Consider the following 13456-nt stretch of genomic DNA (forward strand, 5'->3'; position numbering starts at 1 on the left):
GGATATTTTCGTTTTATAATAAAATACAAACCGGATTTGACAACAGAGATAATTCCTGAAATCGAATTTAGATTGGCTTACCGCTTAGAAACCACTTCATCATGTCCATAAATAAAGAACAGGCTTTAAAACAATATTTTGGTTACGATTCTTTCCGGCCCCAGCAGGCAGAGATTATTGATACGGTTATGGCCGGCAATGACTGTCTGGTCTTGATGCCAACGGGGGGAGGGAAATCTGTTTGTTTTCAAATTCCTGCTATACTTCATGAAGGATTAACTGTTGTGATTTCTCCGTTGATTGCTTTGATGAAAGATCAGGTTGAAGCGCTTAGGGTTAATGGAGTGAATGCGGCGTTTCTTAATTCCTCACTTTCTTCTGCCGAGCAGGATCAGGTCATGTGGCAGGCCAAAATCGGTGAATTAAAATTACTTTATATAGCGCCGGAGCGACTTTTTTCAGGAAATACTTTTGAGTTTTTAAGGGAATGGAATGTTTGCCTTTTTGCCATTGACGAATCGCATTGTATTTCTTCCTGGGGCCATGATTTTCGTCCGGAATATCGCCAGCTAAGTGCATTGAAAAAATATTTTCCGAACGTCCCGGTGATCGCTTTAACGGCCACTGCGGACCGCGTCACCAGAAAAGATATTTTAAAACAAATTGGAATTGAAGAAGCGCAAACTTTCATTGCCAGTTTTGACAGACCGAATTTAAGTCTGAATGTTTTACCAGGAAGAGGAAGGTTACAACAGATTCAAAACTTTTTAAAGAAACACACGGGGCAAGCAGGAATTATTTATTGTCTGAGCCGAAAAGGAACAGAAACTGTTACTGCAAGTTTACAAAAAGCAGGCTTTGAAGCAGAATTTTACCATGCCGGGCTAGCTTCTGACAAGCGATCGAAAGTTCAGGAGCAATTTCTCAGAGACGATATCCAGATTATTGTTGCAACGGTAGCCTTTGGAATGGGTATTGACAAATCGAATGTTCGCTGGGTTATCCATTATAATTTACCATCTAACGTAGAAAGTTTTTATCAGGAAATTGGTCGCGCCGGGCGAGACGGATCGCCGTCTGATACCGTGCTTTTTTATAGTTATATGGATATTATCACCCGCCAGGATATGATATCCAATTCTGATCAGTCTGAGGAGCAAAAAGAATTATTGAACGCGAAACTGAACCGGATGAAACAATATGCGGAAGCAGATATTTGCCGGAGAAGAATTTTGCTAAGTTATTTCAATGAAGCGGTTGAACAGGACTGCGGAAATTGTGATGTTTGCCGAAACCCGAGATCAAGATTTGATGCGACGGTAATCGCACAAAAAGCACTGTCAGGAATTGCCCGTACCAAAGAAAAAGTGGCCATGGGTATGCTGATTGACATTTTAAGAGGAAGCCGGAATAAAAATGTTTTGCAGTATGGATATGACAAATTACCAACTTTTGGTGTAGGACACGATCTGCGCGGAGAAGAGTGGGCGGAATATATCAGTCAATTATTGAATTCGGGAGTGATGGATATTGCGTATGATGAAGCACATTCTTTCAAATTAAACCCTGCAAGTCAACAGGTATTATATGGAAAAAGAAAAGTGGAACTGGTCAGATTTATTCCACTTTCTGAACGTAAGGCCAAAGAAGAAGCACAAACTCCAAGGGAAAAACCGAAACAGGAAATTATTCGTGATGCACTTTTTGAACGTTTAAGAATACTTCGTAAACAAATTTCAGATCGTATGAGCGTTCCGCCTTATGTAGTTTTTACCGATGCGACTTTATCAGAGATGGCACAGAAAAGACCTGTATCCGAAGCGCAGATGAAGGCAATTTCAGGTATTGGTACGGAGCGTTTCCGGAATTATGGAGAAACTTTTATCAAAGAAATCGTTGATTTTGCAAGGGAAAATACCAAACCTGGAACACGTGTAGCCAAAGGAATGACGTACGTTGAAACCTGGGATTTATTCAAGGCCGGTTATTCACTAAAAGTAATAGCAGAAAAACGGGATCTGAACCCGGTTACTATTATCTCTCATTTGGTAAAATTAAAGGAAGATGGTCACGAGATTAATTTGAAAGCATTAATAGATCCGAATATCTACAAAATCATTGTAACGGCTGCACAGGAATTGAGTATCCGCCGGGACGAACCCTTGAAACCTCTTTTTGACATGTTGAATGAGAAGTATGATTATGGGCAGATTAAGCTGGCGTTGGCGGTTTGGGAAGAGGAGCAGGGGAATTAATTTTTCCCAACCTCCTCATAAACCGGACACCCAATGCTATGCGCACCAGGCAAATACCCGGTGCTCATCAAAAATTCATTCACAATTTCTCCTCCAACAAACTTGAAATTCTTCTTAAATAATTTCAGCCAATCAGGTAGCGTTAGCGGATGATGCGCATCCAGCCAGCCTTTAAAAGAGCCATGTTCCTTTTTCAGCAAAACAATTTTTTGCGCATTAACGATTGCTGCGTTAATCTTTAAACGATTACGGATAATTCCCGGATCAAGTAATAATCGTGCACGATCTTCATCACTATATGCTGCAATTTTTTCAATGGAAAAATTACTGTAAGCTTTTCGAAAGCCTTCCTGTTTACGCAGCATCAATAACCAGCTCAAACCTGCCTGATTTATTTCAAGGATTAATCTGCCAAAAAGCTCATCATCGTCATCGATCTGGAAACCGTATTGATGATCATGATAGTGCTTGTGAAGAAGATAATCCGGAAGTTCGGACTGGTTATTATTTACGTAATCGCAGTAAGACATGGATATTAATGCTCAGTAATTCCTATTTGGACTTCGGTAATATTAGCTTCCGGATTTTGAAAATCCATATTTAAATAAATCTCCCTGTTTTCTCCGCTCATGGTAAGGCCATTGGAAAATATTTTGGGAATTAGCTCTCCGTAAGTTTCTCCCAACTTCCCCCAATCGCCTAAATGCGTCGTCGTGGCACAATGAAATGACCGGAGACTTTTCAGCTTAAAATCGGAATGTTGAAGTTCTTTTTCTTTGAAAGATATTGGCAAAGCAATCGTTAGCGAAAAGACAGTTTCCGGATTTCCGTCCATTCCTTCATAAACCCAGTAAACCGGCCCCGTGATTTCCAGATCGTTTTGTACGGCAGCCTGATACATTTTATGAGCGATTACCCGTACATATTCTCCGATTTCCGAAAGCGTTGTTTTTGTTTCAAAACACAAAACCTGCATCGGATGTATTTTTTTCAATTCCATGGATTATTTAATTTGACTGGTGAATTGCAAATTAAATATTCCGTGGTGACAGCCCTATGTCAGGATGTTTTGAAAAATTCGAAATTAAATTATCGCTTCCGTATCCGTCGAACGGTTTGTTTAAGCCATGGATAACTGATATAAACGACTTTTGTCGCAGCAATACCGATGCCGGCACCCATCAGGACGTCTGCAAGCCAGTGTTTGTTTTGAAGTACGCGCATGCCGCCCACGGCTGTTGCAGTGGTATATCCGCCAACGCTGTACCAAACACTTCTTTGGCCATATTCCTCATGTAAAATAGTGGCATTTGTAAAGGCGCTGCTAGCATGTCCGGAAGGGAATGATTTGTTGTCTGAACCGTCCGGTCTCGGATATTTGGAAATCATCTTTAAACTTCCGGTAACACCCTGCGCGATAATATTGGAAAGAATAGCCAGCACAAGCTGATCGCCGAAAGAGTGTTTTCCTTTCACACCCGAAGCTCCCAAACTCAAACTGACAGCACCGGGTAGATATCTCAAATAATCATCTGCGTGTGTATGCAAATTCTCGGTTTGGCCCACCAAATTATTTTTAAGATGTCTGCTAATTGATCCCTGGGTAACAAACGCAGCCAGCGCCAATGATACCGGTGCGACTGCCTCAATTGGCCTGAACTGCCAAAGTTTTTCTTCCTTTTTCTGAACAAGAGAATCGTGGTAAACAGAGTCAATTGCCTGAGCGGAAATATTCGATGAAAATAAACCCTGACAGATAAAAGTTACAAAGAAGATGCAACGTGTAAACTGTTTTTTCATGAGAGTGAGTTGAATAAAAAGAGATTGCGGCCAGAACCGCAATCTGAATTAAAGAAATTCGGTTGTTACAAAATCGCTTCTCTAACGCGAACTAATTTTTCAAGCAAAGCTTCAAGCTGATCTAAGGGAAGCATATTAGCACCATCGGATTTTGCTTCTGCCGGGTTAAAATGCGTCTCAATAAATAATCCGTCTGCACCAACTGCAATAGCGGCTTTGGCGATTGTTTCAATCAATTTAGGTTTTCCACCTGTAACACCTGATTCCTGGTTTGGCTGTTGTAAAGAATGCGTACAATCCATAATAACAGGTACGTCGAAAGCACGCATCGCAGGTAAATTTCTATAATCTACGATCAGTTCGCCATATCCGAAACTATTTCCACGGTCGGTTAATAAAACCTGGCAGTCGGGATTTGTTTCATTTATTTTTTCAACTGCAAATTTCATAGAAGCGCCTGAAAGAAACTGTCCTTTTTTGACATTTACCGCTTTTCCGGTACGTGCCGCAGCGGCGATTAATTCGGTTTGGCGGCATAAAAAAGCTGGAATTTGCAACACATCAACATATTCAGCAGCGAAAGCAGCTTCGTGTGACTCATGAATATCGGTAACAACAGGGATACCAAAAGTCTGACTGATTTCCTGTAAAATTTTTAAAGCTTTTTCGTCACCGATTCCGGTAAAAGAATCTACTTTGGTGCGGTTTGCCTTGCGGTAAGATCCTTTGAAAATATAGGGTATTTTAAGCCTGTCTGTCAGCGTAACAATATGTTCTGCAATACGCAATGCCATATCTCTTCCCTCTATTGCACAAGGGCCTGCCATAAGGAAAAACTGGGGAGAATCGGTGTTTTTTAATTTCGGAATTGACAACATAATACGAATAATCAAAAATTAATAAAGTTCTGTAAAGGTACGGTTATCTGCAATCTTCTCTATGTGATTCGTTGTATTCGTGGAACTTATATGGTTAAGCATTTGATATTCTGTTTCTTTTATTTCCCCCACTTTTGGGATAGTATTATTACAGGTATTAAAAAAATGTTGACAAAGTGAAGTAGAATATCTTTCTTTGTTGCGATTTTAACCAAAAAGTGTTTACAAAATGTCAGCAATTGCAGAAAGAGTTAAGCAAATTATCGTCGAAAAACTCGGCGTAGAAGAGTCGGAGGTAACGCCAGAAGCAAACTTCCAGAACGACTTGGGAGCGGACTCTCTAGATACCGTTGAATTGATTATGGAATTTGAGAAAGAATTCAATCTTTCTATTCCTGATGATCAAGCCGAGAACATTGGTACAGTTGGTCAGGCTGTTGCATATTTGGAAGAAAACGTAAAATAGTTTTACGCTTTTCCAGTATCATCTTCTTTTTCTGTCCCTATTTTATGAGTTTTAAGCGAGTTGTAATTACCGGTATGGGCGCATTGACGCCTATTGGAAATGATGTTCCTACCTATTGGAAAAATTTAGTTGCAGGCGTAAGCGGTGCTGCGCCTATAACCAGGTTTGATGCCGAGCGGTTTCGGACCCGATTTGCCTGTGAGGTTAAAGGGTTGGACATACAGGATTACATTCCGCGCCAGGAAGCTCGTAAAATGGATCCGTTTACCCAGTATGCCGTTATTGCGACTGATGAAGCAATGAAGGACGCCGGCTTTGACGCAGATACACTTGATCTCGACAAAGCCGGTGTAATTTGGGGTTCGGGTATCGGTGGTTTAAAAACATTTGAAGACGAAGTTTTAAACTTCTCTGATGGTGGGAGAAACCCTCGTTTTAATCCGTTCTTCATCCCGAAAATGATCGCTGACAGCGCGTCTGGAGTTCTCTCGATTCGCTATGGTTTTCGCGGGCCAACTTTCATTACTGTTTCAGCTTGTGCTTCTGCAACTAATGCTTTGATTGATGCATTTAACTATATTCGTTTGGGTATGATGAATGTATGTATCTCGGGTGGTTCTGAGGCGGCGATTACCAATGCAGGGGTAGGTGGTTTTAATGCTTTAAAGGCATTATCGGAAAATAATGCTTCGCCTGAAACGGCTTCCAGGCCTTACGACAAGGATCGTGACGGGTTTGTTTTGGGAGAAGGTGGTGCAGCGCTGATTCTAGAAGAGTATGAACACGCGAAGGCACGAGGCGCAAAAATTTATGCGGAAATGATCGGCGGTGGTATGTCTTCGGACGCTTACCACATTACGGCACCGCATCCGGAAGGCCGCGGCGCTTACATGGTAATGAAAAATACCCTTGAAAATGCTGGTTTAAAACCTGAGGATATTGATTATATTAACACGCACGGTACTTCAACGCCAATAGGTGACCCTCAGGAAATAAAAGCCATTGAGAGGTTCTTTGGTGAGCATGCTTATAACATGAGTATCAGCTCAACAAAGTCCATGACCGGGCATTTGCTTGGTGGTGCGGGTGCGATTGAAGCTGCTGCCTGTATTATGGCGATCCAGGATCAGATTATTCCGCCTACGATCAACCATTTTACGGATGATCCGGAAATCAATCCCCGGTTAAATCTAACTTTTAATACAGCGCAAAAACGCAAGGTCGATATAGCCCTAAGTAATACTTTTGGTTTTGGCGGTCATAATGCTTCCGTTATTTTCAAAAGGTTCGAGGAATAATTAATTTATTGATTTTGGCAAAACGAATTCTTTTACCGATCCTCGCTTTATTTAGAACCGGAAGTCCTGAGGATAAGAAATTTAAGGAATCTATTGCGCATGTAATTGGCGACCGCCCTTCCAATTTGGGTGTTTACCAATTGGCATTCCGCCATACATCTGCCTCCCGTGAAACAGCGATCAAGGGTTTTCGTGAATCCAACGAAAGACTTGAATATCTGGGTGATGCGGTTTTAGGAATGGTTGTTGCCGAATTTTTATTTACCAAATATCCCTACAAAGACGAAGGATTTCTTACGGAAATCCGTTCACGGATTGTTAACCGTGAAGCTCTTAATCAAATTTCCCGCAAGCTGGGTTTGGACAAGCTTATCGAATATGATGGAAATCGTCGTGGGATGTCCCCAAGATCTTCCATGTATGGCGATGCACTTGAAGCATTTGTTGGAGCAATTTACCTGGATAAAGGATTTCGTTTTACACGGAAGTTTATCATCAGTAAATTATTAACGCATTACGATCTGGACGATATTATCCAGAATAACATCAACTTCAAAAGCCTCATCATCGAATGGGCGCAACGGGAAGGAAAGGAAGTCCGCTTCGAAATACTTGAAGAACGAGGCACGCGCCATCACCGTGAATTTATCTCCCAAATTTTAGTTAACGACGAGCCGTTCGCGGTTGGTAATGGATTTACCAAGAAAAAAGCAGAACAATCGGCATCGGAAAAAGCTTGTGAACAACTTGAATTGAAATAGGTTTTTGTTTTCAATTCCATATTGATTGCTTTTCCGTGGATTGAAATCCACGGTTACTATGTCGGTAATGCCTACGGTATTTTTTCAGAAATTGGATCGATTTCTTTTCCGTGGATTGAAATCGACGGCTACGATGTCGGTCGTACCTATGGTACTTTTTCGAAAATTGGATTGATTTCTTTTCCGTGGATTGAAATCGACGGCTACGATGTCGGTCGTACCTATGGTACTTTTCGGAAATCGGATTGATTGCTTTTCCGTGGATTGAAATCCGCGGCTACCATGTCGGTCGTACCTACGGTACTTTTTCGAAAACCATGCTGATCTCTTTTCCGTGGATTGAAATCCACGGTTACGATGTCGGTCGTACCTATGGTACTTTTCGAAAATTGGATTGATTGCTTTTCCGTGGATTGAAATCCACGGCTACCATGTCGGTCATGCCTACGGTATTTTTTCAGAAATGGGATCGATTGCTTTCCGTGGATTGAAATCGACGGCTACGATGTCGGTCGTACCTATGGTACTTTTCGGAAATCGGATTGATTTCTTTTCCGTGGATTGAAATCCACGGTTACTATGTCGGTAATGCCTACTGTATTTTTTCAGAAATTGGATCGATTGCTTTTCCGTGGATTGAAATCGACGGCTACGATGTCGGTCGTACCTATGGTACTTTTTCGAAAATTGGATTGATTGCTTTTTCGTGGATTGAAATCCACGGCTACCATGTCGGTCATGCCTACGGTATTTTTTCAGAAATTGGCTCGATTTCTTTTCCGTGGATTGAAATCCACGGTTACGATGTCGGTCGTACCTATGGTACTTTTCGAAAATTGGATTGATTGCTTTTTCGTGGATTGAAATCCACGGCTACCATGTCGGTCATGCCTACGGTATTTTTTCAGAAATTGGATCGATTTCTTTTCCATGGATTGAAATCCACGGTTACAATGTCGGTCGTACCTACGGTACTTTTTCGAAAACCATGCTGATTTCTTTTCCGTGGATTGAAATCCACGGTTACGATGTCGGTCGTACCTACGGTACTTTTTCGAAAACCATGCTGATTTCTTTTCCGTGGATTGAAATCCACGGTTACGATGTCGGTCGTACCTACGGTACTTTTTTCGAAAACCATGCTGATTTCTTTTCCGTGGATTGAAATCCACGGTTACAATGTCGGTCGTACCTACGGTATTTTTTTCGGAAACCATATTGATTTGTTTTCCGGTATTGAATCCATAGTAACAAAACAACGAAGCCGGATTCAATTCGGGCGAATAACATTGCCGTAGGCAAGACCGACATTGTAGCCACGGAATTTATTCCGTGGAAAAGGCGTAATCAACGAACGCCCGTAGTGCCGTAGGTACGTCCGATACCAATTCGTCACAAATCCCTAAAATTCAACTAAATCTCTCAGGTCAATCACCTAAATAATTGTCAGTTATTCAGTAATGCCTGGCATTTTTCGGCCATTATGTCACTTTAATTTGAGTTTTTTGAAAGAGTAAGACATTTTGTCTGTATTTTCTTGACTTTTTTATCATCGGTACAAAATTTTTAAAAACCCTAACATACCGCAACGGTACTAAAATTTAAATCACAAAAAATAAAAACCTATAAAGACCATGAGCACATTAGTTAAAACCCACTTCGCGAATCCTAAATTGTATAATGGATTTTTTGGCAAAGAAAATTTAAATGAATTTTTTGCACCAGCTTATGCCGGAAGCGTTCCAGCGGTTAATGTTGTTGAAAACAAAGAAGGTTTCAGGATTGAAGTTGCTGCACCTGGATTACAGAAAGCGGATTTCAAATTGAACCTTGAAAAAAATCAGTTGACAATTTCGGCTCAAAAAGAGCAAAAAGAAGAAGAAATAAATGAGAAATATTCTCGCAGAGAATTTAAATATAGCTCGTTCCAAAGAACGTTCACTTTGCCAAATTCAGTAGATGGTGAAAAAATTGTGGCGGCTTATGCTGACGGAATTTTAAAAGTAGATCTTCCAAAACGCGAGGAAGCAATTGAAAAACCATTGCGTGAAATTGAAATTGCTTAAAATTTAATTTGGGAAAAGGCGTTATTTGTCATGAATAACGCCTTTTTTGCTATATAAAAGATTAATAATTAGTGGGAATTATGTTTTAGTGAATTTTCAGATTCATACCTTTGTTAAAATATGTTAAATGGCTTTACAAAGGGAATAATTTGTAGGTTCGTTTACGTTATTTGTTCAATATAGTTCTAACCCCAACATATGGAAATGAAAACAAACTGGAAAGCTTTGGTATTGGTTGGGCTGCTTTCGAGCGCATCAACTCTGGCAGGCTTTAAACTTTTAAGTTCAAGTAGTGATCGGGATGTTATTTTTAAGGAATCACCTTCGGAGTCACTAGCACGTTTCACATCAACAGGTGCACCGGCTGGCGCTCCGGGTGACTTTGTATATGCAGCAGAGGCAACTACGCCAACGGTAGTCCATATTAAATCTACGATGACAAGAACGTCACGGGGTAGCCAGGGAGACATTCCGGATATTTTCCGTGATTTCTTTGGAGATGATTTTGGAGGCGGAGGTTCTCGTGGGCCTCAATCGTCGGAAGCGTCAGGGTCAGGTGTTGTAATTTCTGCTGACGGATATATTGTAACTAATAATCACGTGGTTGAAGGCGCTCAGGAGTTGGAAGTTACTTTATCAAATAAAAGTAAATTTCGTGCAAAAGTAGTTGGTGCAGATCCTTCGACAGATATTGCTGTAATTAAAATTGAAGCCAAAAATCTCCCTGCTATAACTTTTGGCAGTTCTGATGCTGTAAAAGTAGGAGAGTGGGTAGTAGCGGTTGGTAATCCGTTTAATTTGGAATCAACGGTAACGGCCGGGATTATAAGTGCAAAGGGACGTGGATTGGGAATCATTGGTCAGTCGCAAAATCGTCGTGGTAATGCAACACCTACTTCGGCCACAACCGGAGATGTTCCTTTGGAATCTTTTATTCAGACGGATGCAGTTGTTAACCCAGGAAACAGCGGTGGCGCATTAGTAAATTTGAAAGGGGAATTGATTGGTATCAATACGGCAATTGCCAGTCCAACTGGAAGTTTTGCAGGTTATGCTTTTGCAGTTCCTTCAAGTATTGTTAAAAAAGTTTCGGGCGATTTAATCAAATTTGGAAATGTTCAGCGTGGATATTTAGGTATTTCACTTGATGAACTCGACAGTCGTAAAGCGGAAGAATATGGTGTGAAAGTAAATGACGGTGTATACGTTCGTGATTTCACGGAAAATAGCGCGGCGAAAGCGGGTGGAGTTACCAAAGGTGACGTGATCGTGAAAGTGGATGGCATGAACACACATTCAATTCCTGAATTACAGCAGTCAATTGGTTTGCACAAACCTGGCGATAAAGTTACCGTGACTGTAAACCGTAATGGAGCCGAGAAAGATTTAAGCGTTACATTGCGGAACCGCACAGGCGGTGCAGAAGCTTTGAAACGCGACGAGTCAGCCGTGGTTACGAGTGTATTAGGAGCGCAGTTTGGAAATATCAGTGATCAGGAAAAACAACGTCTTACACGCTACAAAGTGGAAGGTGGCGTGAAAGTACTTTCAATTGATGGTGGAAAACTTGCCAGGACAGGCGTTGAAGAAGGTTTTATTATTACCAAAGTAAATGGTAAACCAGTGAAATCAGTCAAAGAACTCGAAGCTTCACTTGCTGGAAAATCAGATTCGATGGTTCAGTTTGAAGGTTTATATATTGATGCTCCTTATGATGTTTATTCATTCGGATTTAGATTTTAATTAGCTTCTGGCGATTAGGATATTAGCTGTTAGAAGTCGCTGATAAATAGATAAAAAAATAAGTCCTGGAATTTTCCAGGACTTATTTTTTTATCTATTGTTATTGAAAAAGCTTATTGAATTTTAAAGCATAAACTTCAATCTTACAACTTCTTTTTCACTTAGGAAACGCCATTTTCCGCGAGGTAGATCTTTCTTGTCTAATCCTGCAAAAACGGTACGATCCAGTTTTTGAACTTCATAACCAAGGTGTTCGAACATACGACGAACGATACGGTTTTTCCCATTGTGAATTTCCAATCCAACAACCATGGCATCCGCAGTAACGATTCCTACTTCATCAGGTTTCACAAAACCGTCTTCAAGTTCTAAGCCGGCCTGAAGTAGTTCGAAATCTTCTGTTGTGATCGGTTTATCAAGTTCAGCCTGATAAATTTTCTTGATTCCGTTTGATGGGTGCGTCAACTTTTCAGCCAGTTCTCCATCATTTGTCATCAAAAGCAACCCGGTTGTATTTCTATCCAAACGTCCTACCGGGTAAATACGCTCAAAACAAGCTCCTTTGATCAAATCCAAAACTGTTTTACGTTCCTCTGGATCGTCAGTTGTGGTAATGTAATCTTTCGGTTTGTTAATCAACACATAAACCAGTTTCTCGCGGCTCAATGCTTTTTTACCAAATTTAACTACATCAGATGGATCAACTTTATGACCCATTTCTGTAACTACTTTTCCATTTACAGAAATTTGTCCCGATGCAATCAAATCATCAGCTTCACGACGAGAACAAATACCGGCGTTGGCAATATATCGGTTCAAACGCATTTCAGAACTTTCTTCCTTGCGTTTTTTCGCCCCTGGTTTTTTATCGTAACCACTTAAATTATAACGCGGTGCCGTTTCAAATCTTCCAACACGACGGTTTGCGGCATCTTCAACAGCACGCGTCTCGGTCGTTGGGTCTTGATCAACTACCTCTTCGAAATCACTTTTTTTTTTAAAAGCTGGCTTTTCGTGTCTGCCGTTTGAAGGAGTTGGTTTGAAAGCACGTGGTGCGTCGCTGCTTCTTTCTGAACGAGGTTTACCGAAACCTGGTCTGTCAAAACTTCTTCCTTCGGATCTTTCTCTTGGAGCAAATTCACCTCTTGGTCTATCCTGACCGGGTCTGTCCTGACCGGGTCTGAATTCGCGAGAATCTCCGTCTGATGAACGTGATCTATCAAATGCAGGTCTGTCTTGATTAGGTCTGTCAGACCCGGATCTTTCAAAGCGAGGCTTATCGAAGCTTCTTCCTTCAGATCTTTCTCTTGGTCTGTCCTGACCGGGAGCAAATTCACCTCTTGGCTTGAAACCACGGGAATCCCCATCACGGTCCGAAGAACGTGGTTTGTCGAATGAAGGACGATCTGAGCCAGATCTTTCAAAACGCGGCTTATCAAAACTTCTTCCTTCTGATCTTTCTCTTGGTGCAAATTCACCTCTTGGCTTAAATTCACGAGAATCTCCATCACGATCTGAAGAACGCGGTTTGTCGTAAGATGGTCTGTCCTGACCTGATCTTTCCGGTCTGTCAGAACCGGATCTTTCAAAACGCGGCTTATCAAAACGCGGCTTATCAAAACTTCTACCTTCTGATCTTTCTCTTGGTGCAAATTCACCTCTTGGTTTGTCAAAAGAAGGTCTATCAGAACCTGATCTTTCTGGTCTTCCAGAACCTGATCTGTCAAAACGCGGTTTCTCGAAACCTGGTTTTGAAAAGCCTGGCTTACCGAAATTCGGTTTGTCGTAACGTGGACGTTCTGAGTCGAAGCGAGGTTTGTCTCCGCTCGGTCTGTCGCTATAAGATCTTGATGATTCTGCGCTTGGGCTTGCAGCTCTTAGGCTGGATTTTTTAATACTTGGCTTGCTGAAGCGGCTTTCTGCCTCCGGACGTTTTTTACCAAATGGGCGGCCAGAAGCACTTGCACTTCTTCCTGGAGGACGCGAAGAGCTCGCATCACTCGATTTTGTTATTCTTTTTCTCATTAGGAATGCAGTATCACTACTGGATTTTGTTTCCTCTCTACAAACTTGTTGTTACTTCGGTTAGTGATTTTGATGACCGTTGTCATAACAAAATGCCACTAAAACGCATTTACAAACGTATCTGATGTTCAGAGTACTATGTGTTATTTATGTTTTGAAATGCA

At 41.3% G+C, this 13456-nt stretch carries 16 protein-coding genes; 11 read left to right on the top strand and 5 right to left on the bottom strand.

The genetic code is table 11. The features are described 5' to 3' along the window. Positions 1-101: 101 nt before the first annotated feature. Positions 102-2255 carry a DNA helicase RecQ gene (gene recQ, locus FZF08_RS10060; protein WP_159468517.1) on the top strand — a complete coding sequence of 718 codons (2154 nt, stop codon included), beginning with the start codon at positions 102-104 and terminating at the stop codon, positions 2253-2255. Here the strand turns inward: recQ and FZF08_RS10065 are convergent. The 4 genes from FZF08_RS10065 to kdsA form a co-directional block, all read right to left on the bottom strand. Beyond that, on the bottom strand, positions 2252-2785 hold the full coding sequence (locus tag FZF08_RS10065) for a DNA-3-methyladenine glycosylase I (protein ID WP_159468518.1): 534 nt from the start codon (positions 2783-2785) through the stop codon (positions 2252-2254). The genes recQ and FZF08_RS10065 overlap by 4 nt on opposite strands. A 5-nt stretch (positions 2786-2790) precedes the next feature. Further along, complete coding sequence (locus FZF08_RS10070; RefSeq protein ID WP_159468519.1) at positions 2791-3255, bottom strand: GyrI-like domain-containing protein; 465 nt, start codon at positions 3253-3255, stop codon at positions 2791-2793. A gap of 89 nt (positions 3256-3344) precedes the next feature. Then, on the bottom strand, positions 3345-4055 hold the full coding sequence (locus FZF08_RS10075; RefSeq protein WP_159468520.1) for a phosphatase PAP2 family protein: 711 nt from the start codon (positions 4053-4055) through the stop codon (positions 3345-3347). A gap of 65 nt (positions 4056-4120) precedes the next feature. Then, the gene (gene kdsA / locus FZF08_RS10080) at positions 4121-4933 is read right to left on the bottom strand and encodes a 3-deoxy-8-phosphooctulonate synthase (protein WP_159468521.1); all 813 of its coding nucleotides are present in this window, start codon (positions 4931-4933) and stop codon (positions 4121-4123) included. A gap of 229 nt (positions 4934-5162) precedes the next feature. Between kdsA and FZF08_RS10085 the strand changes: the two genes are divergently transcribed. The 10 genes from FZF08_RS10085 to FZF08_RS10130 all read left to right on the top strand — a co-directional run bounded on the left by FZF08_RS10085 (position 5163) and on the right by FZF08_RS10130 (position 11267). Next, the gene (locus FZF08_RS10085) at positions 5163-5399 is read left to right on the top strand and encodes an acyl carrier protein (protein ID WP_015813362.1); all 237 of its coding nucleotides are present in this window, start codon (positions 5163-5165) and stop codon (positions 5397-5399) included. A gap of 44 nt (positions 5400-5443) precedes the next feature. Then, positions 5444-6697, top strand: a complete 1254-nt coding sequence (fabF, locus tag FZF08_RS10090) for a beta-ketoacyl-ACP synthase II (RefSeq protein ID WP_159468522.1) — start codon at positions 5444-5446, stop codon at positions 6695-6697. A gap of 14 nt (positions 6698-6711) precedes the next feature. Further along, positions 6712-7458: a ribonuclease III gene (rnc, locus tag FZF08_RS10095; RefSeq protein WP_159468523.1), complete on the top strand. Its 747-nt coding sequence runs from the start codon at positions 6712-6714 to the stop codon at positions 7456-7458. Positions 7459-7479: 21 nt separating this feature from the next. Then, complete coding sequence (locus FZF08_RS10100; RefSeq protein ID WP_159468524.1) at positions 7480-7707, top strand: hypothetical protein; 228 nt, start codon at positions 7480-7482, stop codon at positions 7705-7707. After that, positions 7704-7856, top strand: coding sequence for a hypothetical protein (locus tag FZF08_RS10105; protein ID WP_159468525.1), 153 nt, complete (start codon positions 7704-7706; stop codon positions 7854-7856). Before FZF08_RS10100 ends, FZF08_RS10105 begins: the two co-directional genes overlap by 4 nt. Further along, the gene (locus FZF08_RS10110) at positions 7853-8023 is read left to right on the top strand and encodes a hypothetical protein (RefSeq protein ID WP_159468526.1); all 171 of its coding nucleotides are present in this window, start codon (positions 7853-7855) and stop codon (positions 8021-8023) included. Before FZF08_RS10105 ends, FZF08_RS10110 begins: the two co-directional genes overlap by 4 nt. After that, a complete protein-coding gene (locus FZF08_RS10115) occupies positions 8001-8303 on the top strand; it encodes a hypothetical protein (RefSeq protein WP_159468527.1) in 303 nt (100 codons plus the stop codon). Before FZF08_RS10110 ends, FZF08_RS10115 begins: the two co-directional genes overlap by 23 nt. Beyond that, positions 8300-8623, top strand: coding sequence for a hypothetical protein (locus FZF08_RS10120; protein WP_159468528.1), 324 nt, complete (start codon positions 8300-8302; stop codon positions 8621-8623). Before FZF08_RS10115 ends, FZF08_RS10120 begins: the two co-directional genes overlap by 4 nt. A 469-nt stretch (positions 8624-9092) precedes the next feature. Next, positions 9093-9524 carry an Hsp20/alpha crystallin family protein gene (locus tag FZF08_RS10125; protein WP_159468529.1) on the top strand — a complete coding sequence of 144 codons (432 nt, stop codon included), beginning with the start codon at positions 9093-9095 and terminating at the stop codon, positions 9522-9524. Between the two features lie 204 nt (positions 9525-9728). Next, entirely contained in the window at positions 9729-11267 is a 1539-nt protein-coding gene (locus tag FZF08_RS10130; RefSeq protein ID WP_159468989.1) for a Do family serine endopeptidase, read from the top strand. 123 nt (positions 11268-11390) lie between these two features. Here FZF08_RS10130 and FZF08_RS10135 read toward each other — a convergent pair whose 3' ends face one another. Beyond that, entirely contained in the window at positions 11391-13292 is a 1902-nt protein-coding gene (locus FZF08_RS10135; protein ID WP_159468530.1) for a pseudouridine synthase, read from the bottom strand. Between the last annotated feature and the right edge of the window lie 164 nt (positions 13293-13456).

It is taken from the genome of Dyadobacter sp. 3J3 (assembly GCF_009801115.1).
GTDB lineage: Bacteria > Bacteroidota > Bacteroidia > Cytophagales > Spirosomataceae > Dyadobacter.